This is a genomic window from Reyranella sp. (assembly GCF_050185545.1).
Taxonomy (GTDB): domain Bacteria; phylum Pseudomonadota; class Alphaproteobacteria; order Reyranellales; family Reyranellaceae; genus Reyranella.
Genome location: NZ_JBFWZI010000060.1, coordinates 1 through 22,697, shown reverse-complemented (window position 1 = coordinate 22,697; position 22,697 = coordinate 1). Strand labels below are relative to the sequence as shown.

The 22,697-nt window shown below is 67.0% G+C and carries 17 protein-coding genes; 13 read left to right on the top strand and 4 right to left on the bottom strand.

Features of this window, described 5'->3' with window-relative positions; all coding sequences use genetic code 11:
- Positions 1-58: 58 nt before the first annotated feature.
- The 3 genes from AB7O82_RS17680 to AB7O82_RS17670 are packed head-to-tail and all read left to right on the top strand — an operon-like array spanning position 59 to position 4,384.
- The gene (locus AB7O82_RS17680; RefSeq protein ID WP_428547789.1) at positions 59-2,305 is read left to right on the top strand and encodes a CHASE2 domain-containing protein; all 2,247 of its coding nucleotides are present in this window, start codon (positions 59-61) and stop codon (positions 2,303-2,305) included.
- Entirely contained in the window at positions 2,286-3,206 is a 921-nt protein-coding gene (locus AB7O82_RS17675) for a glutamate cyclase domain-containing protein (RefSeq protein ID WP_428547786.1), read from the top strand. The genes AB7O82_RS17680 and AB7O82_RS17675 overlap by 20 nt, the downstream gene beginning before the upstream one ends.
- A gap of 11 nt (positions 3,207-3,217) precedes the next feature.
- Positions 3,218-4,384: an acyl-CoA dehydrogenase family protein gene (locus AB7O82_RS17670; RefSeq protein ID WP_428619873.1), complete on the top strand. Its 1,167-nt coding sequence runs from the start codon at positions 3,218-3,220 to the stop codon at positions 4,382-4,384.
- A gap of 256 nt (positions 4,385-4,640) precedes the next feature.
- Here AB7O82_RS17670 and AB7O82_RS17665 read toward each other — a convergent pair whose 3' ends face one another.
- Together AB7O82_RS17665 and AB7O82_RS17660 are read right to left on the bottom strand one after the other, a co-directional pair.
- Complete coding sequence (locus AB7O82_RS17665) at positions 4,641-5,756, bottom strand: aromatic ring-hydroxylating oxygenase subunit alpha (protein WP_428547776.1); 1,116 nt, start codon at positions 5,754-5,756, stop codon at positions 4,641-4,643.
- Positions 5,757-5,773: 17 nt separating this feature from the next.
- Positions 5,774-6,400, bottom strand: coding sequence for an exopolysaccharide biosynthesis protein (locus AB7O82_RS17660; protein ID WP_428547773.1), 627 nt, complete (start codon positions 6,398-6,400; stop codon positions 5,774-5,776).
- 277 nt (positions 6,401-6,677) lie between these two features.
- On the opposite strand from AB7O82_RS17660, the gene AB7O82_RS17655 reads away from it, so the two are divergent.
- From AB7O82_RS17655 to pcp, 9 genes are all read left to right on the top strand, one after another.
- A complete protein-coding gene (locus AB7O82_RS17655; protein WP_428547770.1) occupies positions 6,678-7,655 on the top strand; it encodes an NADPH:quinone oxidoreductase family protein in 978 nt (325 codons plus the stop codon).
- Between the two features lie 131 nt (positions 7,656-7,786).
- Complete coding sequence (locus AB7O82_RS17650; protein ID WP_428547767.1) at positions 7,787-8,542, top strand: SDR family NAD(P)-dependent oxidoreductase; 756 nt, start codon at positions 7,787-7,789, stop codon at positions 8,540-8,542.
- Positions 8,543-8,550: 8 nt separating this feature from the next.
- Complete coding sequence (locus AB7O82_RS17645; protein ID WP_428547764.1) at positions 8,551-9,651, top strand: M14 family metallopeptidase; 1,101 nt, start codon at positions 8,551-8,553, stop codon at positions 9,649-9,651.
- A 217-nt stretch (positions 9,652-9,868) separates the two neighbouring features.
- Entirely contained in the window at positions 9,869-11,800 is a 1,932-nt protein-coding gene (locus AB7O82_RS17640; protein ID WP_428547761.1) for a hypothetical protein, read from the top strand.
- 23 nt (positions 11,801-11,823) lie between these two features.
- Entirely contained in the window at positions 11,824-12,483 is a 660-nt protein-coding gene (locus tag AB7O82_RS17635) for an SRPBCC family protein (protein WP_428547758.1), read from the top strand.
- A 139-nt stretch (positions 12,484-12,622) separates the two neighbouring features.
- Positions 12,623-13,108, top strand: coding sequence for a (2Fe-2S)-binding protein (locus AB7O82_RS17630; protein ID WP_428547755.1), 486 nt, complete (start codon positions 12,623-12,625; stop codon positions 13,106-13,108).
- Positions 13,109-13,110: 2 nt separating this feature from the next.
- Positions 13,111-15,483 carry a xanthine dehydrogenase family protein molybdopterin-binding subunit gene (locus AB7O82_RS17625; protein ID WP_428547752.1) on the top strand — a complete coding sequence of 791 codons (2,373 nt, stop codon included), beginning with the start codon at positions 13,111-13,113 and terminating at the stop codon, positions 15,481-15,483.
- A gap of 14 nt (positions 15,484-15,497) precedes the next feature.
- Positions 15,498-16,295 carry an FAD binding domain-containing protein gene (locus tag AB7O82_RS17620; protein WP_428547749.1) on the top strand — a complete coding sequence of 266 codons (798 nt, stop codon included), beginning with the start codon at positions 15,498-15,500 and terminating at the stop codon, positions 16,293-16,295.
- A complete protein-coding gene (pcp, locus tag AB7O82_RS17615) occupies positions 16,273-16,947 on the top strand; it encodes a pyroglutamyl-peptidase I (RefSeq protein ID WP_428547798.1) in 675 nt (224 codons plus the stop codon). The genes AB7O82_RS17620 and pcp overlap by 23 nt, the downstream gene beginning before the upstream one ends.
- Before the next feature lie 418 nt (positions 16,948-17,365).
- Here the strand turns inward: pcp and AB7O82_RS17610 are convergent, their stop codons facing one another.
- Positions 17,366-18,148 (bottom strand): helix-turn-helix transcriptional regulator, encoded by a 783-nt coding sequence (locus tag AB7O82_RS17610; RefSeq protein WP_428619872.1) that lies wholly within the window; start codon positions 18,146-18,148, stop codon positions 17,366-17,368.
- A gap of 79 nt (positions 18,149-18,227) precedes the next feature.
- On the opposite strand from AB7O82_RS17610, the gene AB7O82_RS17605 reads away from it, so the two are divergent.
- On the top strand, positions 18,228-19,295 hold the full coding sequence (locus AB7O82_RS17605) for a zinc-binding dehydrogenase (protein WP_428619870.1): 1,068 nt from the start codon (positions 18,228-18,230) through the stop codon (positions 19,293-19,295).
- Here AB7O82_RS17605 and AB7O82_RS17600 read toward each other — a convergent pair whose 3' ends face one another.
- Entirely contained in the window at positions 19,296-22,400 is a 3,105-nt protein-coding gene (locus AB7O82_RS17600; protein WP_428555693.1) for an efflux RND transporter permease subunit, read from the bottom strand. It lies immediately after the preceding gene.
- Positions 22,401-22,697 lie beyond the last annotated feature (297 nt).

Genomic DNA, 22,697 nt, shown 5'->3' with positions numbered 1-22,697 from the left:
ATTTGGCTTGCGAGCCGACCTTCCGTAAAGTGACGATCTCAGGAGGGTCGGGCGTCGAATGCGCATGGGTTGGCTGCTCGGTCGCAACAATGCGCGCATGCCGTTCCTGGCCGCCCTGCTGGTGCTGATCGGCGCTCTGGCGCTGCGTGCGGCCGATCCCGTTGAACTGTCGCGCCTGCGCGATTTCGCCTTCGACGTCTACGAACGCCTGGATCCCAGGGTCTACAATCCGGCGACGCCGGTGCGCATCATCGACATCGACGAGGCCTCGCTTGCCGAATACGGCCAATGGCCGTGGCCGCGCACGATCGTCGCCCGCCTGGTCGACAAGCTCACCGAGAAGGGCGCGGCGACGATCGCCTTCGACGTGGTGTTCGCCGAGCCCGACCGGTCGTCGATGAGCCGCATGGTGCGCGACCTTGTCGCCTACACCGACCCCGAGACGGTGGCAAAGCTCGCCGCGGCCATCCAGGACAACGATCAGGTCCTCGCCGATGCGATGGCGCAGTCGAGCGTCGTGCTGGGCTTCGGCTTCGATCCGAAAGCGACGTCGCAGGCGCCTCGTCGCTACCACGGAACGGCGTTCGCCGGGGACGATCCCGCGCAATTCCTGCCAATGCAGCAGGGAACGGTTCGCCCCATCCCGCTGCTCGAGGCGGCGGCGAAAGGCAACGGCAGCATCAACACGGATCTGGAGAGCGCCGTCATCCGGCGCATTCCCATGCTGTACCGCGTCGCCGGCCAGGACGGGCTCTTCCCGGCCCTGTCGATCGAGGCGTTGCGGGTTGCCCAGGGCGCCAGCACCTATCTGGTGAAGTCCTCGGGTGCCAGCGGCGAGCTCTCCTTCGGCGAGCGCACCGGCATCGTCGCCATCCGGACCGGCGATGTCGAGGTCCGGACCGACGCGAGGGGCCGCCTGACCCTGTACGACACCGGGCATCGCCGCGAACGCTTCATCTCGGCGCGGGCGGTCATGCATGACGAGGTGCCGGCCGAGCAGCTCGAGGGCAGGATCGTGTTCGTCGGGACCAGCGTCATCGGCCTGCGCGACATGCGCAGCACGCCGGTGAGCGATTCGGTGCCGGGCGTCGAGGTACAGGCGCAGCTCGCCGAGCAGATGATCGAGCAGCAGTATCTCAGTCGACCGGACTTCGCCGACGGCGCCGAGTTTCTCTATCTGGCCGCCATTGGCGTCCTGTTCGTCTGGGCGCTGCCGCGCCTGACGGCCGGCCAGATGGCCGTGGTCGCCGCCGCCGGCATCGGCCTGGGGCTGGCGGTTCCCTGGCTCGCCTTCTCGGAATATCGCCTGCTGTTCGACCCGATCTATCCCCCGGTGACGCTGGCCGGCATCTACGTCACCGGGACCGCGCTGGCCTTCATGCGCACCGAGCACGAGCGGGCCCAGATCCGCGGCGCCTTCGGTCTTTACCTCTCGCCCGATGTGGTCGAGCAGCTGGCCCGCCATCCCGAGCTGCTGCAGCTCGGCGGCGAGGTGCGCGAGATCACCGTGATGTTCACGGACGTCCGGGGATTCACGCGCATCTCCGAGCAGTTCGACGCGCACGGCCTGACGCGGTTCATGAACCGCTTTCTCACCCCCATGACCGACCTGATCCTGTCGCACCGTGGCACGATCGACAAATACATGGGCGACGCCATCATGGCGTTCTGGAACGCCCCCCTGGCGGTGGAGGGCCACGCGGCGCGCGGCTGCGAGACGGCACTCGCCATGCAGGATCGGCTCGCCGCGCTCAACGCCGAATGGGAGGCCGAGGCGACTGCCGAAGGCAGGCGGCACATTCCGGTCAACATCGGCATCGGGCTCAACACGGGACACGCCTCGGTCGGCAATTTCGGCTCGACCCAGCGCTTCACGTACTCCTGCCTCGGCGACGACGTGAACCTGGCGTCACGCCTCGAAGGCCAGTGCAAGACCTATGGAGTGGGCATCATCATCGGGGAGACGACGAGGGCGCAGGTGCCGCACTACGCGGCGATCGAGCTCGATCTCCTCATGGTCAAGGGCAAGACCGAAGCGCAGCGTGCGTTCGCCCTCGTCGGCGATCCCGCCATGGCGAAGATGCCGGCTTTCCAGGCCCTCGTGGAACGCCAGACCGTGTTTCTTGCCCAGTACAGGGCCGGGGGCTTTGCCGAGGCGCTCGGCATGATAGAGGAGTGCGAGGACGCCGCCGCCGCGGTGGGCTGGCGGCAGGGATACTACGAGATGATGCGTGTGAGGATCGACGGCCTGCTCGACGAAGCGCCGATCGGCTGGACGGGAGTGTATGTCGCAAAGGACAAGTGAGAGCGCACGGCGTGTCGCGGCCATCGAGGCCCTGGTCTGCCGCGACGTTGGTCGCAAGACGGCGGACCTGATCGCCGCCAGCGCCGGCGGCCTGGGCGATGCCGCGCGGGCCCTGGCGGGCGCTCGCAGCGTCGGCCTGATCACCGGATTCTTCGTGCCACGCGATGGCGTGACGGCGCCGGAGACCGACGGGCCGGTCGGGTCGGCCTTGCTGGCCTGCGCGTTGGCGGCCTGCGGCCTGCCGGTGCGCATCGCCGTGGACACGCCCTGCGCCGATGCCGTGCGCGCGGCGGTCGCCACGGCCGGCGGCGGCGTGACGGTCGACGAGGTTGGCGTTGTCGATGCCGCGGGCATCGCGCGTGTCATCCGGGCGTGGCAAGAGGCGAGCGTCAGTCACGCCGTGGCCATCGAGCGGTGTGGCCGCAGCGCCGACGGCCGGCCGCGCAACATGCGCGGTGTCGATGTCTCGGCCTGGACGGCGCCGCTCGACGAACTGTTCGTCGGTGGCGACTGGACGAGAATCGCGATCGGCGACGGCGGCAACGAGATCGGCATGGGCCGACTGCCCGCCGGGCTCATCGCGCGCAGCGTTCCGAATGGCGAGCAGATCGCCTGCGTGACCTCCTGTGACCACCTGGTCGTCGCCGGCGTCTCGAACTGGGGCGCCTACGGCGTAATGGCGGCGCTCGCCGTCCAGCACGCGGAGTGGAGCGGCATCATCCGCAAATTCCTGACGGCGGAACGCGACCTCGCTGTCACACGGGCGATCGTCGAGCAGGCGGGAGCCGTCGACGGCGTCACCGCGCGCCGCGAGCCCACGGTCGACGGATTCGGCGCGGAGATTCATGGTGCACTGGTCGAATCGCTGGCGCGCGTTGCATGGGGGAAAGCGGGAGACTAGGGTCGCCCGCCATGGAAAATCCCTACGCTCCTACTCATCCGGAAATCCGCGACGCGGTGCGCCAGCTCTGCCTAAGGTTCGATGGCGCCTACTGGCGCGAGCTCGACCGCGAGCGCGCCTACCCGACCGCCTTCGTGAAGGCGCTCACGGAGGCCGGCTGGCTGGCTACCCTGATTCCGGAGGAGTATGGCGGCGCCGGTCTCGGCATCTCGGCCGCATCGGCGGTGCTCGAGGAGGTCCAGCGCGCCGGCTGCAACGGCGCCGCCTGCCATGCCCAGATGTACATCATGGGCACCCTGCTGCGGCATGGCAGCGCCGAGCAGAAGCAGCGCTACCTGCCGCGCATCGCCAGCGGCGAGCTGCGCCTGCAGGCCTTCGGCGTCACCGAGCCGACCAGCGGCACGGATACGCTGGCGTTGCGCACGACGGCGGTGAAGAAGAACAACAGCACCTACGTGGTCAACGGCCAGAAGGTGTGGACGAGCCGGGCCGAGCATTCCGACCTGATGCTGCTGCTGGCGCGCACCACGCCGCGCGACCAGGTCCAGAAGCGGACCGAGGGCCTGTCGGTCTTCGTGGTCGACATGCGCGAGGAGCTCGGCAAGGGCCTCACCGTCCGGCCGATCCGCACCATGATGAACCACAACACCACCGAGGTGTTCTTCGACAACATGGAGGTGCCGGCGGAGAACCTGGTCGGCGTCGAGGGGCAGGGCTTCCGCTACATCCTGGGTGGCATGAACGCCGAGCGCGTGCTGATCGCGTCGGAGTGCATCGGCGATGCGCGCTGGTTCATCGAGAAAGCGACCGACTACGCCAAGCAGCGCAAGCTGTTCGGCCGGCCGATCGGTCAGAACCAGGGCGTGCAGTTCCCGATCGCGCGCGCCTACGCCCAGACTGAGGCGGCCGACCTGATGGTGCGCAAGGCCGCCACGCTCTACGAGGCCGGCCTGCCGTGCGGTGCGGAGGCCAACATGGCCAAGATGCTGGGCTCGGAAGCGGCGTGGGCAGCCGCCGACATGTGCGTCCAGACGCATGGCGGCTTCGGCTTCGCCGAGGAATACGACATCGAGCGCAAGTTCCGCGAGACGCGGCTCTACATGGTGGCGCCGATCTCGACCAACATGATCCTGAATTTCATTTCAGTGCACGTGTTGGGCTTGCCGCGGTCGTATTGACCTCTCCTTCCTCCGCAGCTTCGCTGGGGAGGTGTCGCCGTCATACGGCGACGGAGGGGTCATGCGCCTTGGCGGCCCGCGAGCGCCTGCCCATTGTTTCTTGATCATGCAATCCTGAGGGGCGGGACGCCCGCGGTCCGCCAAGGCTCATGACCCCTCCGCCTGCCTGCGCGAAGCCGAAGCGGCTTCGCTTCGACGAAGGCAGGTCCGCGACTACGCGGACACCTCTCCAACGAAGTTGGGGAGGAGGATGAGGTCAATTCTCTCCTGCAATCGCCCGGATGATCTTGCGCTGGAAATCGAGGACCAGCGGCTCGGCATTGGGCAGGAAGCGGCCGCGATCGGGGAGGCCACCCACCAGGCCGCGTTGCACCGAGTCGGTGAGGAGATCGTCCTCCGCAGCGACCTGGTCGTTGAAGGCGATCATCGAGCGTATGAAGGCTTCGCTGGCACCGCGGCCGAAGAAGCGGTCGGAGACCCCCCGGGTCACGGCCGGACCATCGGGCACCCAGAGCTCGGCGGACAGGTTGGGAAAACCGGGATTGATACTGATGGTGAGATTGGGCCACAGGAAATGATACTGCGACTCGCCAACGGCACCGGAGACGTCGTAGGGGGGAGCCTTGCCTCGGCCCGCAAGCGCAGGCTGCTTCAGTGGGCCGATCTGCGTCGATGACCATTCACGCGCCTCGTATCTGTACTGGTCGGGGCGAACGTCTATGGCTGCGCTGAAGCCCGGATGCGCGACGGCGCAATGGTAGCATTCGAGGTAGTTCTCCAGCATCGCCTTCCAGTTGGCCGGTGATTGGCCCTCGGCGCGACTGTGCGGCTCGAGCTCGTCGAGCACGATGCCGCTTTGACGGATGATGTCGAGGACCGGTCCGAATAGGCTCTTCACGGGCAACGCCTCCCGGTCGAGATTGACGAACACGAGCGGTCCGAGAGACTCGACGCGGATCGGCAGCAGCGGAAAGTCCTCGAGGCGGAAATCAGTGGTGCCTTCGGAACGCGGTGCGCGCCGCAGCTGGCCGGCGAGATCGTAGGTCCAGGCATGATACCCGCACATCATCATCCGGGCATTGCCGCGGCCCTTCATGACCTCGTGCCGGCGATGACGGCAGACGTTGACGAATCCAGCGAGTCCGGCTTCGCCGCGAACGACGACGACGGGAACGCCGCCGGCGTATCCGGTGATGTAGTCGCCGAGACCGGCGACATGGGCCAGCGGGCCGACATAGATCCAGCTCTTTCGGAAGATCAGGGTGAGCTCGCGTTCGGCGATCGACGGATCGATGTACCAGCGAGCGGGCAGCGATTCGCCCCGCTCCAGGGCGGCGAGCAAATCCGTCATGGTGTTGGATCGTCCAGTCATGAAGGCCTCGTTGGGACTCAATCGAAGAGGAGGTCGCCCAGGGCGGCGAAGGTTGCGACGATTGCGGCGTGGCCGAGCATCAGCAGGAACACCGTCCAGGCCGCGGTCACCACGGTCAGCAGCCAGCCCAGCATGGCCATGACGCCGTCGCCTTCGATCAGGGCAAGGCAGAAGAAGAAGATCGCCCAGGCAGGAAACAGATTGTCGAAGGGGATGGGCAGGGCGAGGATGAAGATGTTGGCCGTCCAGGCGAGCAGCAGCAGCCGGCGGGGCGTCCCGGACAACCAGGCTTCCAGGCGAGGATGGATGGCGCGTTCCAGCCGGCGCAGGTGACGCCGGGTGCGGCCAAGGAAGTCCTGCAGCCGACCGCGATCGAGGCCGCGCTTGCCGATGAAGTCGGGCAGCGTCGGCGTCGGCCTGCCCATGAAGCATTGTGCGACTAGCAGCAGCATGGGCACGCCGGTGATGGTCGACAACCAGGGAATTCCGGTTGGAATGCAGTTGGGCAGGTTGAGCACGGCGATCGCGAAGGCGTAGGAGCGATTCTCGAGGCCTACGAGGATCGCCGTCACCGTGAGCAGCGAATTGCGCGGCCCGTTGACCAGCCGGTCGAGCACCGGCAGCAGCGCGCCGCGTTCTTCCATCAGCGCGCCTGCTTTAGCAGGTGGCGGGCAAGAACGGGAGGCGGCCGGTCGAGCATCTCGTGCTCTTCCGGACCGCGAGCGTCTCGCTCGCTCATGAGCTTGAGCGAGCGAGACGCTCGCGGTCCGGAAGAGCACGATCAGAACCATACAGTCGCGCCATTTTCCTCCCCGCGAAAGTCGGTCCTTCTAGCATGGCCGGAGGCTGCCATGGACGCTGAGGGGCAGGCCATCGTATCAATGCCGCACACGACGAAACTGCGGGACGGGAGCGGTCGACATGCGCGCGATGCTGAGCGAGACGCCGGGCGGGCCAGAGAGCCTGAAGCTGGTGGAGTTGCCGTCCCAGCCACTGGGCAAGGGGCAGGTCCGGGTGGCCGTTCGCGCCGCCGGCGTCAATTTTCCCGACACGCTGATCATCGCCGACAAGTACCAGTTCAAGCCGCCGCGCCCATTCGCCCCTGGTCACGAGATCGGCGGCGATGTCACCGAGCTGGGCGAGGGCGTCACCGGCTACACGGTGGGCGACCGCGTGATCGGCATGATCGGTCATGGCGGTTACGCCTCCGAGGCGGTCGTCGATCAGCGCGACCTCCTGAAGATGCCGGCCAACATGAGCTACGAGGACGGCGCCGCCTTCACCATGACCTACGGCACGTCGTACTATGCCCTGAAGCAGAGGAGCAGCTACAAGCCGGGCGAGACCCTGCTGGTGACCGGTGCCTCGGGCGGCGTCGGCCTGACCGCGGTCGAGCTCGGCGCGCTGATGGGGCTGAAGGTGATCGCCGCCGTCGGCTCGGACGAGAAGATGGAGATCTGCCGCAAGTACGGCGCCACCCTGTTCGTGAACTACAACAAGGAGAAGATGCGCGACAAGGTGAAGGAGCTCACTGCCGGCAACGGCGTCGACATCGTCTATGACGCCGTGGGTGGCGACGCCTTCGACGAGTCGGTGCGCTGCATTGCCTGGTACGGCCGCATTCTCGTTGTCGGCTTTGCGGCAGGTCGCATCCCCTCGCTGCCTGCGAACCTCGCGCTGCTGAAGAGCTGCGACGTGCGTGGCGTTTTCTATGGTGCGTGGCGCGGGCGCGAACCGGCCGAGGCTCGCCAGAATTTCGAGGAGCTGCTGGCGTGGTACGGCGAAGGCAGGCTGAAGCCGCACGTGTCGATGCGCTTTCCGCTCGAGAAAAGTGCCGAGGCCATGAATGCGCTGCTGTCGCGCAAGGCGACGGGCAAGGTCGTCCTCATCGTGGCCTGAGGGTGCTGGCTCAGGCTCGGCGCCAATCCCCACCGGGGGTGGCGCCCAGGCCTTTGCCGAGAACACGACCTGGCCCCGTTGCAGCGCGTCGTCCCGGCGTCGGGCGCCAAAGTCGAATGAAGGAGGGCCCGATGGGCAGGTTGGCAGGCAAGATCGCGATCGTGACGGGGGCTGCATCGGGCATCGGGGCGGCGTCAGCCGCGCTGTTCGCCGACGAAGGCGCCCAGGTGCTGGCAGTCGACCGGCCGGAATCGGCCATCGCCGAGGCCCATGCCGGGAACAACCGGATCGCCGCCTTTGCCTGCGACATCACGGGCGCCGACTCGCCCAGGCAGATCGTCGCCAAGGCGATCGGGACCTACGGCGCCCTCGATATCCTGTTCAACAATGCCGGCGTGAGCGGCCGCGCCTTCGTCGAGGAGATGACCGACGAGCAGTGGGACCACGTCAACGCCGTCAATGTCCGGGCGATGTTCCGGCTTTGCCGGGAGGCCATTCCGGCTCTCAAGGCGCGGGCCCGGGAAACGGGCAGGGCGCGCATCGTCAACACCGCCTCGGTGATGGCATTCGACACCGATTATGGCCTGGCCGCCTACTGCGCATCGAAGGCCGGGGTCGGCGGCCTCACGCGCACGCTGGCGCTCGAGCTCGGCAAGTACAACATCACCGCCAACTATGTCTGCCCGGGCGCCATCTACACCGGCATGACACGGAGCAACTTCGACAAGCCCGAGATCCGCGCGGTGTGGGAGAAGAAGGCCGCGCTGCGCCGGCTCGGGCAACCGATCGACATCGCCCGCGGCGCCCTGCTGCTGGCGTCCGACGAGGCCGACTTCATCACCGGCCACGAGCTGGTGGTCGATGGCGGATTGACCCTGCGCACCTGAGCACGGCCATGCCCAGCATCCATTCCTTCGCCAGCGATTACAACGAGGCGCGCGACAAGTTCCTGGCGGCGGCACGCATCGCCGGCGCGCGGACCTATCGCTACGACAATCCGAGCAAGGGACCGACAGGCCAGGCCCTGTCGACCGACGTGGCCCGGCTGGGTCCCGACGATGCCTCGCGGGTCGTCGTGACGATCTCCAGCACGCACGGCGTGGAGGGCTACTGCGGCTCGGGATTCCAGGTCGACTGGCTGGCCAATGTCGGGGAGGCCGGTCTGCCGAAGGACACGGCAGCTGTCTTCGTCCACGCCATCAACCCCTATGGTTTCGCCTGGACGCGGCGCGTGACTGAGGAGGGCAACGACCTCAACCGCAACTACGTCGATCACGGCAAACCCTATCCCGTGAACGAGCGCTACCTCGAGATCGCCGATTTCCTGGTTCCGAAGGATCTCAGCCAGGCGACGCTCGACGCGGCCGACGCCAGGCTGGCCGCCTATCGCAAGAAGGTCGGGGACATCGCCTACTTCCGCGCCGTGTCGGGCGGCCAGTACAGCCACGCCGACGGCATGTTCTTCGGTGGCGGCGGGCCGTCCTGGTCCAACCGGACCCTGCATGCCATCACGGACCGCTTCCTGAAGGGCCGTCAGGACGTCGCCGTGATCGACTTCCACACCGGCCTCGGGCCGTACGGCTATGGCGAGCCGATCACCCACTACGACATCGATACGCCGGCCTCGCGCCGGGTACGCGCCTTCTGGGGCGAATCGGTGACCGAGTCGAAGCGAGGCCAGACGGCCTCGCAGGCCCGCGACGGGCTCGGCCACTACGGGCTCAACCGGGTGCTGACCGAGCCCGAGACAAGGCTCACCATGTGCACCCTGGAATTCGGCACCTTCGACCGCGAGAGCGGCCAGCGGGCGTTCCGCGCCGACCACTGGCTGCACAAGTACGGCGATCCGCTCGGCACCGAGGCCGGTCCCGTGCGCGCCGCCATGCGCCGCCAGTTCTATCCGGAGACCGACGACTGGAAGGAGGCGGTCCTGTTCCGCGGCCATCAGATCGTCCGCCAGGCCATCGCCGGGGTGCAGAAGGGGGCTCCTTCTTAACTTCCTCCCTGGCGTCTTCGCCGGGGAGGTGCCCCGGCATACGGGGCGGAGGGGTCATGCGCTGGGAGCGCGCCACTCCCATGGCGCTCTTCTTGGTGATTACACATCCCATGAGCGCCATCGGAGTGGCGCGCTCCCAGCGCATGATGCGTAGCGAAGCTGGGGAGGAACTCGAAAAAGCCATACCCAGGCCAAGCGATGCTGCTAAAACCTCACCATGCGTGCTCTGATAGCGCTGCTTGCGTTCGTGGGAATGGCGGCGCTCAACCTTTTGTGGTGGTCGTGGCCCAACCGGCCGGTCGAGATCGCCGGATGGACGACCGCTCCCCTGCAAAGCGTGTCGTTCGCGCCCTATCGGCCGGGGCAGAGCCCTCTCACTCGCATCTTTCCGACGCCTGACCAGATCGAGGAGGATCTGCGTCGCATGCAGGGCAAGGTGCGCGCGGTGCGGACCTACTCGACGGCCGAGAACCTCGAGACGGTGCCGCAGCGTGCCGGCAAGTACGGTCTGAAGGTCTGGCATGGCGCCTGGCTTAACGACAACGACAAGGAGAACCTCGAGCAGATCAACCTGCTGATCGATCACGCCAACCGCTACAAGGACACGATCGAGCGGGTGATCGTCGGCAACGAGGTGTTGTTGCGCAAGGATCTGACCGCGAGCGAGCTGCGGCGCTACATCCGCCGGGTCAAGCAGCGCGTGTCGCAGCCGGTCACCTATGCCGACGTCTGGGAGTTCTGGCTGCGCAATCCGTCGCTCGCCGACGAGGTCGACTTCATCACGATTCACATTCTGCCCTACTGGGAGGACGAGCCGATCGGGCTCGACCGGCGCGAGGCGGACGGCAAGTCGAGCATCGATAAGCACATCGTCGACATCTACAAGAAGGTCCAGGCACGCTTCCCGAACAAGCCGATCGTCATCGGCGAGACCGGCTGGCCGAGCGATGGTCGCATGCGCTCCGATGCCCGGCCGGGCAGGATCGAGCAGGTGCGCTACTTCTCGACCTTCCGCGGCATCGCCGACCGCGAGAGGTTCGACTACAACATCGTCGAGGCGTTCGACCAGAACTGGAAGGCTCGCCAGGAAGGCACGGTCGGTGCGGCGTGGGGCCTGCTCGACGCTTTGCGGCACGACAAGTTCGAGCTCGGCAAGCCGGTGGTCGCGGAGCCCCATTGGCGGACCCTTTTTATCTTGTCCACGATCGCGGCCGGCCTGATCCTTTTCGGGTTTGTCGGGATGCGTCGCGTCGCCGGTAGCAAGGCGATCGTGGTCTTCGCCGCCTTCGCCCAGGTCGTGGCGACCTGCTACGTTCAGGCGACCTGGATCGACCTGACGCGCACCTTCTACTTCGAGAAGATGCTCGGCGTCGCGTTCTGGGCCCTGCTGCTCGGCCTGTTCAGCTACGCGCTGCTGCGCGGCATCGCCGACAGCCTGACGGGACAAATGGCCGATCCTTCCCTCTACGGCGCCCGGGTCCGCGAGGCGCTGCATGCCTGGCGGGCCCTGCCTCGATACCGCATCCTGCAGCGGGCCGACCTGCTGGCCCAGGTTCTCTATCTCGTCCTGACCGGGCTCTGCATCTTCTATCTGATCGTCATCAGCATCGATTGGTATGACGGCGTGATCCGGTTCGGCGACTGGTTCCGCCAGATCGCCATCGACGGCCGCTACCGCGACTTTCCGATCTGGAGCTTCGTCATCCCCAGCGTCGTGCTGATGGCCTGGAAAGCCCTGACGCTCCTGCGCTCGGAGCCGGTGTCGCGCGCCCACCGCTGGGCCAAGGCGCTGTCGTTCGGCCGCCTGCTGGGCTACGACGGAAGCCGCGGCTTCGTGCGCATGGACCGCTCGTTCAGCCGCGTGCGGCCGGTCCTGCCCGAAATCGTCCTGGCCTTCCTGCTGATCTTCTGGGCGATCGTGATGGTGGTGACCGAAGGCGCCATCAAGCTCCATGACGGCGGTTCCGGCGGCCTCGTCGCGGTCGATGGCGGCCGCTGGGTCATACGCACCCTGTTCTGGAACACCCAGGCCAACTGGCTTGCCGCCCTGGCGATGATCATGGCGGTGCCGTACCTGGCGACCATCTACGTGTCAATCCGCGAGCCACTGGCAGAACCGCCGCCGGACTCCTATACCAGCAAGTGGTAGGAGCCGAGCCGGGGAGTTACCAGATGGAAATCAAGGGCGAGTACAAGATCGCCGCGCCGCGCGACAAGGTCTTCGCGGCGCTCAATGATCCGGCGGTGCTGCAGGCCTGCATTCCCGGCTGCGAATCGCTGGACAAGGTCTCCGACACCGAGATGAAGGCCAAGGTCCGCCTGCGCATCGGTCCGGTCAGCGCGAGCTTTGCCGGCAAGGTGACTCTGTCGGACATCGACCCGCCAAACGGCTACAGGATCACGGGAGAAGGGCAGGGCGGCGCTGCCGGTTTTGCCAAGGGCGGTGCCGTCGTCGCCTTGTCCGACGATGCGGGCGCGACCACTCTCACCTACAACGTCGACGCGCAGGTCGGGGGCAAGATCGCCCAGGTGGGCGCGCGCCTGATCGACGGCACGGCCAGGAAGCTGGCCGACGAATTCTTCGGCAAGTTCGCGACGATGGTGAGCGCACCGCCGCCGGCCGAGGAGGCTCCAGCGGCGACCGCCCAGACCTCGATGCCGGCATCGGGTTCGACAGTGCCGTCACCTGGCGCCACCGTCCCGGCCGGCTCCACCTCGAGCGCTAGCCCCAGACCAGATGCCACCGCCGCCGCGCGGCGCGGCTACAGGCACTGGCTGGTAATCGGCATCGGCGCGGCTGTCCTGATCATCGTGTTTCTTGCGAGTCGTTAGCGCCCGCGCCGACGTCCGCGACGCCGTCATCCGCAATTCGCTTGACCATTCTACAAACGGCTTGCCAGAGTCGCGCCAACGCTCTGCAGGCGCGCCCCGGCGCCTGCGCTCTGAACCAACAATGTGAGGGAGAAGCTTGATGACCATCAATGTCGCCATGACCGTCAACGGCAAGGCCGTTTCCGGCAAGGTCGAGGCGCGTACCCTGTTGGTTCAGTTCCTGCGTGAGCATCTCGGCATGACCGGAACTCACGTCGGCTGCGATACCAGCCAGTGCGGCGCCTGCGTCGTCCACGTCGACGGCAAGTCGATCAAGTCGTGCACCATGCTCGCGGTCCAGGCCGAGGGCGCCAAGGTGACGACCATCGAGGGCCTGGCCGAAAGCGCCGACAAGTTGCATCCGATGCAGGAGGCGTTCCGCGAGAACCATGCGCTGCAGTGCGGCTTCTGCACGCCGGGCATGGTGATGAGCGCCATCGACATGGTGAAGCGCCACAACTACCAGCTCGATGAGACCACGGTACGCCGCGAGCTCGAGGGCAACCTCTGCCGCTGCACCGGCTACCACAACATCGTCAAGGCGATCCTGGCCGCCGCGCCGGCCATGAAGTCGGCGGGGGTGTAGCCATGACGACCGAGACCGGGATCGGCGCCCGGGTGAAGCGGAAGGAGGACCAGCGCTTCCTGACCGGCACCGGCCGCTATGTCGACGACCTGCCCCTGGCACGCGCGACCTATGCCTACTTCCTGCGTTCGCCCCACGCGCACGCCAAGATCAAGAGCATCGACGTCTCGGCGGCCAAGGCCTCACCGGGCGTCGTCGAGATCTTCACCGGCAAAGATGTCGCCGACGCCAAGGTCGGCGGCCTGATCTGTGGCTGGGTGGTCAAGGACAAACACGGTCAGCCGCACAAGTCGCCGCCGCATCCGGTGATGGCGGTCGACACGGTGCGCTATGTCGGCGACTCGGTGGCGATGATCATCGCCAACAGCTACGACGAGGCCAAGGACGCCGCCGAGGCGATCAAGGTCGACTACGAAGTGCTGCCGGCCAATGTCGATCTCGCCAAGGCGCTCGAGGCGGGCACGCCGCAGGTCCATGCCGAGGCACCCGGCAACCTGATCTACGACTGGGAGCTCGGCGTGAAGGCCGACGTCGACGCCGCGTTCACCAAGGCGGCGCACGTCACCAAGCTCGACCTGGTCAACAACCGCCTGATCCCCAACGCCATGGAGCCGCGTGCGGCGGCGGCGGACTACGACAAGGGCACGGGCCAGTACACGCTGTGGTCGACCTCGCAGAATCCGCACGTGCTGCGCCTCATCCTCTCGGCCTTCGTGCTCGGCATCCCCGAGCACAAGCTGCGAGTCGTCGCGCCGGACGTGGGCGGCGGCTTCGGCAGCAAGATCTTCTGCTACGCCGACGAGACGATGGTGTGCTGGGCGGCCTCTCGCGTCGGCCGGCCGATCAAGTGGACCGCCGAACGCAGCGAATCGTTCCAGACCGACGCGCACGGGCGTGACCATGTCACCCATGCCGAGCTGGCGCTCGACAAGGATGGCAAGTTCCTGGCACTCAGGGTCAACACCATCGCCAACATGGGCGCCTATCTGTCGACCTTCTCGACGGCGGTGCCGACCTATCTCTACGCGACCTTGCTGGCCGGCCAGTACACGACGCCGCTGATCTACGCCAACGTCAAGGCGGCGCTCACCCACACCGCGCCGGTCGACGCCTATCGTGGCGCCGGCCGACCCGAAGCCACCTTCGTGATCGAGAGCATCGTCAGCAAGGCGGCCAAGGAGCTGAAGATCGATCCGGCGGAGCTGCGCCGCAAGAACTTCATCCCGGCGAACGCGTTCCCGTACCAGACGCCGGTGGCCCTGCAGTACGATTCGGGCAACTACCCGCCGATCATCGACGAAGCGATGAAGATCGCCGACTACCAGGGCTTCGAAGGCCGTCGGGCCGAGGCCAAGTCGCGCGGCAAGCTGCGCGGCATCGGCTTCTCGTCCTACATCGAGGCGTGTGGCCTGGGGCCGTCGCAGGTCATCGGCCAGCTCGGCGGTGGCGTCGGCCAGTGGGAATCGGCGCAGATCCGCTTCAACCCGACGGGCAATGTCCAGATCCTGACGGGCGCGCACAGCCACGGCCAGAGCCACGAGACGACCTTCGCCCAGATCGTCTCCGACAAGCTCGGCGTGCCGCTCGAGCAGATCGAGGTGGTCCACGGCGACACCGCGACGACGCCGTTCGGAATGGGCAGCTACGGCAGCCGTTCGCTGGCCGTCGGCGGCTCGGCGATCATGAAGGCGGCCGACAAGGTCATCGCCAAGGGCAAGCGCATCGCCGCCCATCTGATGGAAGCATCGGTAGCCGACGTCGTGTTCGAGGGCGGGACCTTCAAGGTGGCCGGCACCGACAAGGCGGTACCGCTCGGCCAGGCCGTGTTCGCGGCCTACGTCCCGCACAACTATCCGTTGGCCGAGCTCGAGCCCGGCATGGACGAGAACGCCTTCTACGACCCGTCCAACTTCGTCTATCCGGCGGGCACGCAGATCTGCGAGGTCGAGGTCGATCCTGACACCGGTGAGGTCGACATCGTGAATTTCACCGCGGTCGACGATTTCGGCAACATCGTCAATCCGATGATCGTCGAAGGCCAGGTGCATGGCGGCATCGTACAGGGCGTCGGCCAGGCGTTGCTGGAGAATGCCGTGTACGACGAGTCGACGGGGCAGCTGATCAGCGGCTCGTACATGGATTACGCCATGCCGCGCGCCGACGACGTGCCATCGTTCAAGGTCGGCTACAAGGTCACACCTTGCCCGCACAATCCGCTGGGCGTGAAGGGATGTGGCGAGGCTGGTGCGATTGCAGCACCAGCTGCCGTGATGAACGCAGTCCACGACGCGCTGGCGCCGGTCGGCGTCGGCCACGTGCCGATGCCGGCCACGCCACTCAACGTGTGGCAGGCCATCCACGGCGCGGCGAAGTAAGGGAGGATTTGGAAATGTACGACTTTACCTATCATCGTCCGAAGTCGCTCGCGGATGCCGTCAACCTGCTCAAGGGCAAGGACGAGGCACGGGCGATGTCGGGTGGCATGACCCTGATCCCGACCCTGAAGCAGCGCCTGGCGCGGCCGAGCGACGTCATCGATCTCGGCGGCCTCAAGGAACTGACGGGCATCAAGGTCGAGGGCAACAATGTGGTGATCGGCGGCATGACCCGGCACGCCGACGTCGCGAGCTCGGCGGACGTCAAGGCGGCGATCCCGGCGCTGGCTCACCTGGCCGGTCATATTGGCGATCCGCAGGTGCGCAATCGCGGCACGATCGGCGGCTCGGTCGCCAACAACGACCCGGCGGCGGACTATCCGGCGGCGGTTGTGGGGCTGAACGCCACGGTCACGACCAACACCGGCAAGCATTCCGCCGACAGCTTCTTCAAGGGCCTGTTCGAGACGGCATTGGGCGAGGGCGAGCTGATCACCTCGATAAGCTTCCCCAAGGTCGAGAAGGCCGCCTACATGAAGTTCCCCAACCCGGCGTCTCGCTACGCCATGGTGGGCGTGTTCGTGGCCAAGTCGGCCGCGGGCGTGCGGGTGGCGGTGACCGGCGCCGGCCCCTGCGTGTTCCGAGTCCCAGCGATGGAAGAGGCGCTCGCCAAGAACTTCTCCTCGGCGGCGATCAAGGACATCAAGATCCCGGCAGACGGGCTGAACAGCGACATCCATGGCAGCGCCGAGTACCGCGCCCACCTGGTGGGCGTGATGGCCCGGCGCGCTGTCGACGCGGCCAACAAGTGACGGCGGCGTCCTGAAAGCACTGATCACCGGCTTCGATCCGTTCGGCGGCGACAAGGTCAACCCGTCGTCGCTGGCGGTGAAGCACCTCAAGAAGCAGATCGGCGGCCTCGCGGTTCATACCGCGGAGCTGCCGACTTCTTATGCGCATTCGGCTGGCGTGCTGCGCCGGGCGATCGACGAGATCGATCCCGGGATCGTCCTGTGCGTCGGGCAGGCCGGCGGCCGCACCGAACTTTGCCTGGAGCGGGTTGCCATCAATGTCCAGGACGCGCGCATCCGCGACAATGACGGAAAGCAGCCGATCGACGTCCCGGTGGTGGCGGGCGGCCCGGCCGCACACTTCACGACCCTGCCGATCAAGGCCTGCGTCGCGGCGATGCGCGAGGCGGGCCTGCCGGCGGCCGTGTCGAACACCGCCGGCACCTTCGTGTGCAACCACATCTTCTTCGCCCTAATGGACATGGTGCAGGGCAGGGCGCCCGCGATCCGCGGCGGCTTCCTGCACATTCCCTACGTCCCCGAGCAGGCCGCGCGGCTGGGCGGCGCGCCTTCGATGGCCCTGGCCGACATTGTCCGGGGGATCGAGATCATCCTCGAGGTCAGCGTGTCGCGCACGACCGACTTGCGGACCGCCGAGGGGCGCATCTCCTAGGCTGGGGGCGCGCCACTCATAGGCGCTGTCTTGCGAACGGAACTCACCCTGAGGAGCGGCCCAGACGGCCGCGTCTCGAAGGGTCGGCAACACCGTGGCTGCCGCAAGCAAGCTTGTTCTGCGATTTTCTGTACGGCCCATCGGAACGGCCGCTGCGCGGCCTCCTCAGGATGAGGATTTTGCTGAGGCTGCAGCCAAGGTTAGCGCTATGGGCGCGCCACTCAGTGGCGCGTCATTTGCGCGGTCGACGATGACCGCGCCACTGGAGTGGCGCGCCCCCGGCGATCAAATCTCATCGTCTTTCGGACCGCGAGCGTCCCGTTCGCTCAGATTCATGGGCAAGGACGCTCGCGGTCCGGATAGCGTTTGAACGTGATCCTCCTCGAAGCTCACGCGCTCCACTTGAACCGATCATGCTCTAAACCGGCGTATATATGACGAGCTTGAGGGCAGGGTCATCTTCCGCCCGGAAGCTGGCATGCTCGAAACTCAGGACCCCCTTCTTCGGATGGGCCATCCGCTTGCGGCCGGCGGCGGCTTCGCGTACGTCGTGAGCCTTCCACCAGCCGCCGAATTCCGGACATCCTCGGCGCAGCCGGCTCAGCAGGTCGACGAAGGCTGGATCGGCTGCCCACAGGTCGTGCGTCGCGCGGAACTGGGCTACGACGCGCCGCGCCTGGTCGTGCCAGGCTTCGCCGAACAGGCGGCGCGTCGCGGGAAGGGTGAGGATGCAGATCAGGACGTTGCGGTCTTCCTCCGGTAGCTTGCCGAAGGCGAATATCTCGTCGGCCGCCTTGTTACACGTCAGCACGTCCCAGCGTCGCCCGGTGATGTAGGCGGGCTGGTTGAGGTCTTCGACCAGGCGCCGCAGCGCCTCGGGCACGGTCTCGCGTACGAACGCGCGGCGATCGGCGTTGCGGGTGAGGTCGCGCAGGTGGGCATGCTCGACCTTGCTGAGGCGAAGCGCACGGGCCAGGGCATCGACCGTCGTGACGGACGGGCTCACCGAGCGCCCCTGTTCGAGGCGGACGTACCAGTCGACGCCGATGCCCGCGAGCTCGGCCACCTCCTCGCGGCGCAGGCCCGGCGTGCGTCGTCGTCGTCCCAGCGGCAAGCCGACGGCCTTGGGCGTCAGGCGCTCGCGGCGTGAGCGCAGGAAATCGCCGAGCTCACTGCGACTGGTGTCCAGGGTGGCAGTCATGATCCCAGGATAATACTAGGGCTGCTTGGACCCTGGAAAGATCGCGAGAATGGGCGCCTCAACGAACATGAGGTCTTCCATGAAAGCAGCCGTCCTGAAGGCGCTGGGCTCGCCGCTCGCCGTCGAAATCGTGCCCGACCCGGTGCTGGGCACCGGCGAGGTGATCGTCGACGTCGCCGCCACCAAGGTGCTTGCCTATGCCGGCGAGGTTTTCAGCGGCAAGCGACACTACTTGCTCGAGCCGCCGGTGATCCCGGGAGCAGGCGGCATCGGGCGGGTGCGCGAGGTCGGCCCCGACGCGACCGAGCTGGCCGTTGGCGACTGGGTGCTCTGCGATCCCACGGTGCGCTCGCGCGACAATCCGCAGGCACCGGACATCATCCTGCAGGGCCTGACCGCCGGCAGCGAGCGCGCCAGGCGCCTTCAGGCGCATTTCCATGACGGCTCATGGGCGGAGCGCATCCGCGTTCCGACCGAGTGCGTTGTCCGCCTCGGGCCGCTGAGCGACGCCGAGGCCGTGGCGTGGTGCGCGTTCGGCAACTTCGCGGTGCCCTACGGCGGCTATGTCGCCGCCGGGCTGCAGGCAGGGGAGACCGTGCTGGTGAACGGCGCGACTGGCGCGTTCGGCAGCGGCGCAGTCGCCGTGGCGCTGGCAATGGGCGCCGGCGCCGTGATTGCCACGGGCCGCAACCATCAGGCTCTCGACCTCCTCGGGCGCCGTCTCGGCGAGCGCGTCAGGCCGGTGCACATGCTCGTCGACGAGGAGCGCGACCGTGAGGCCATCCTGAATGCGGCGCCAGGGCCGATCGACCTGGTGCTCGACCTTCTGCCTCCCGCCGCGACGCCGGCCCAGGTGCGCGCGGCCTTGCTCACCGTGCGGCCCTACGGGCGTGTGGTGCTGATGGGCGGGGTCGGGCCGGACATCGCGGTGCCGTACGTCTGGTTGATGCGCAATTGCGTCACCGTCCGCGGACAGTGGATGTATCCGCGCGAGGCGCTGCCGCGGCTGGTGGCGATGGTGCGGTCGGGCCTGCTGCGGCTCGACTACCACGAGGCCAGGTGCTTCGGCCTCGAGGAGGTGAACGACGCAGTTGCCCACGCCGCGGCCAATGCCGGTCCTTTCGCGATGACCGTGCTGCGGCCCTGACTACTGTGCCGCGATCGCCAGCGGCGGATGGGCGGCCGGCGCTTCGACCAGCGCCGGCCTCGCGGCCGGCCGCTTGACCCGGAACCAGGCGGCGTAGAGCGCCGGCAGAAACAGCAGCGTCAGCGCTGTTGCCACCAAGAGGCCGCCCATCAGGGCGACGGCCATGGGGCCCCAGAACACGCTGCGCGACAGCGGGATCATGGCGAAGATGGCGGTGCCGGCGGTGAGCAGGATGGGCCGGGCGCGGCGCACCGTGGCGTCGACCACGGCGTCCCAGGCGCTGTTGCCGGCAGCGATATCCTGGTCGATCTGGTCGACCAGGATCACCGAGTTGCGCATGATCATGCCGGCGAGCGCGATCACGCCCAGCAGCGAGACGAAGCCGAAGGGCTGGTTGAACAGCAGGAGGAACAGCGACACGCCGATCAGGCCGAGCGGCGCCGTCAGCAAGACCAGCGCGAGCTTGGAGAAGCTCTGCAGCTGCAACATCAGGAACAGCACCATCAGGAAGGCCATCACCGGCATCATCTTGAAGATCGAGCCCTGGCTCTTGGCGCTCTCCTCGGCATCGCCGCCGACCTCGATGCGATAGCCGGCCGGCAGGTCGGCGCGCAGCGGCGCCAGCGCCTTGTCGAGACGGGCAGCGACGTCGGGGCCCTGCACGCCGTCGATCACGCCGGCGCGCACCGTCATCAGCAGCTCCTTGTTGCGCCGCCACAGGATCGGCTCCTCGAGCTCGAACTTGAGCGTGGCGATCTGGGCCAGCGAGACCACGCCGCCGGTCGAGGTCCGGAGGTTGATCGCCTCCAGCCCCTCGACGCTCAGACGCTCGCCCGGCACGGCGCGCGCCACGACGTCGATCGACTCTGTGCGCTCGCGGTACTGCGTCACGGTCACGCCCGACAGCAGGGTCTGCAGCGTGTTACCGAGCAGCTGCGAATCGACGCCCAGCGCACGCGCCTTGTTCTGGTCGACCTCGAGCCGCACCGACTTGGAGAGCTCGTTCCAGTCGAAGTTGATGTCACGCGTCGCGGGGTCCGCCTTGAACACCTGGCGCACCCGCTCGGCGAGGCCGCGGACCTGCTGCGGATCCTCGCCAAGCACGCGGAACATCACCGGATAGCTGACCGGCGGGCCGTTCTGCAGCCGCTGCACACGGGCGCGCACGGCCTCGAAGTCGGTGGCAAACAGCTTGTCGAGCTCGGCGAACACGCGCTCGCGCGCCTCCAGGCTCTTGGTCATGACGATGACCTGGCCGAAATTGGCGTTGGTGAGCTCTGGCACGGTCGGCAGGTAGAAGCGCGGGCTACCGGCGCCGACATAGGACGTGTAGATGTCGACATCGCGATTCTCGGCCAGCCAGCGCTCGAGGCGCTTCACTTCCTTGTTGGTCGCCTCCCACGAGGCGCCCTGGGCGAGCTTCATGTCGACGATCAGCTCGGGCCGGTTGGCGACCGGGAAGAACTGCTTCTGCACCAGGGTGAAGGCACCCATGGCGGCGACGAACGCCAGCGCCGTGATGGCAATCGTGGTCTTGCGCCAGGTGACGCACCACACGACCAGCTTGCGGAAGGCCGTGTAGAGCCGGCCGCTGTAGGGATCGTGATGATGGACCTTGGGCGTCGGCAGCAGGTGGTAGCCCATCCACGGCGTGAACAGCACGGCGACGAACCACGAGACGATCAGTGACAGCCCGACCACCCAGAAGATCGAGTTGGTGTATTCGCCGGCGCTCGATCGGGCGAAGCCGACCGGCACGAAGCCGACCGCCGTGACCAGGGTGCCGGTCAGCATGGGGAAGGCCGTCGAGGTGTAGGCGAAGGTCGCCGCCTCGAGTCGGCTGGCTCCCTGCTCGAGCTTCACCATCATCATCTCGACGGCGATGATGGCATCGTCGACCAGCAGGCCGAGCGCGATGATCAGCGCGCCGAGCGAGATGCGCTGGAAGTCGATGCCGAGCAGCAGCATGCCGACGAAGGTGATAGCGAGTACCAGCGGCACGGAAAACGCCACGATGATGCCGGTGCGGATGCCGAGGCTGATGAATGACACGACCAGCACGATGGCGAGCGCCTCGAGCAGCGAGGAAACGAATTCCTCGAACGACCTCTCGACGACCTCGGGCTGGTTGGCGACCCGGTGCACGGTGATGCCGACCGGCAGGTTCGCCTCGACCTCGGCCATCGCCTTGTCGAGCGCCTTGCCGAGCGTCTGCACGTTGCCGCCCGGCGCCATGACGACGCCGAGGCCGATCACCGGCTTGCCTCCGAAGCGCATCGAGATCTGCCGCGGATCCTGGTAGCCGCGCTTGATCTCGGCCACGTCCGACAGCGTGATGTTGCGGCCGCCGGCGCTGATCGGCAGGTTGGCCACCTCCTCGGCCGAGAGCGGCGCGCCGTCGACGCGCACAGAGACGCGCTCGCCCTTGGTCTCGACCGTGCCCGTGGCGACGATGGCGTTCTGCCGCCGGATCACCTCGAGGATCTGGTCGACCGGCACGCCCAGCATGGCGAGGCGCGCATGGCTGAACTCGATGTAGATCTTCTCGTCCTGCAGCCCGAACAGGTCGGCCTTGGTGACGTCGGGCACGCGCAGCAGGCGCTGCCGCACGCCCTTCACGATCTCCTTCACCTCGGCCGGCGAGAAGCCGTCCGATTCGAAGGCCCAGATCATGCTGTAGGTGTCGCCGTACTCGTCGTTGAAGAACGGGCCGACGACGCCGGCCGGCAGCGAGCTCCTGATGTCGCCGACCTTCTTGCGCACCTGGTACCACAGGTCGGGCACCTTGGCGGGCGGGGTATCGTCGCGCAGCGAGACGTAGATCACCGTCTCGCCGGGCTTGGTGTAGCTGTTGACGAAGTTGAAGTACGGTAGCTCCTGCAGCTTGGTCTCGATCTTCTCGGTGACCTGCTGCTCCATCTCGCGCGAGGTGGCGCCGGGCCAGGCAGCCGACACGACCATCTGCTTGATGGTGAAGGGCGGGTCCTCGCCGCGGCCGAGGTTGAAGAAGGCGTAGATGCCGGCCGCCGTGAGCGCCAGCATGAAGAACACCGTGAGCGTGCTGTGCTTCAGCGCCAGCGCCGACAGGTTGGTGCGGGTGGTCATGGCAGTGTCTTTCCCCGAGGAGAGGCAGGGCATTCGGACTTGGAGAAAAACGTCATCTCCTCCCCAGCATCGCTGGGGAGGTGTTGCCGCTTTACGGCGACGGAGGGGTCATGAGTCATGGCCCCCACTGCCTCTTGCAACTCATGACCCCTTCGCCCCGTATGACGGGGCACCTCCCCAGCGGAGCTGCTACGGAGTGGACACATCTCTGAGTTCCCATCCAGTAGCGATTGCGAGGAAGTAGTCGAGGCCACGCTTAAAGGTAATCGGTCCCGGTGGTCTGGAGGAAGGGTAAGC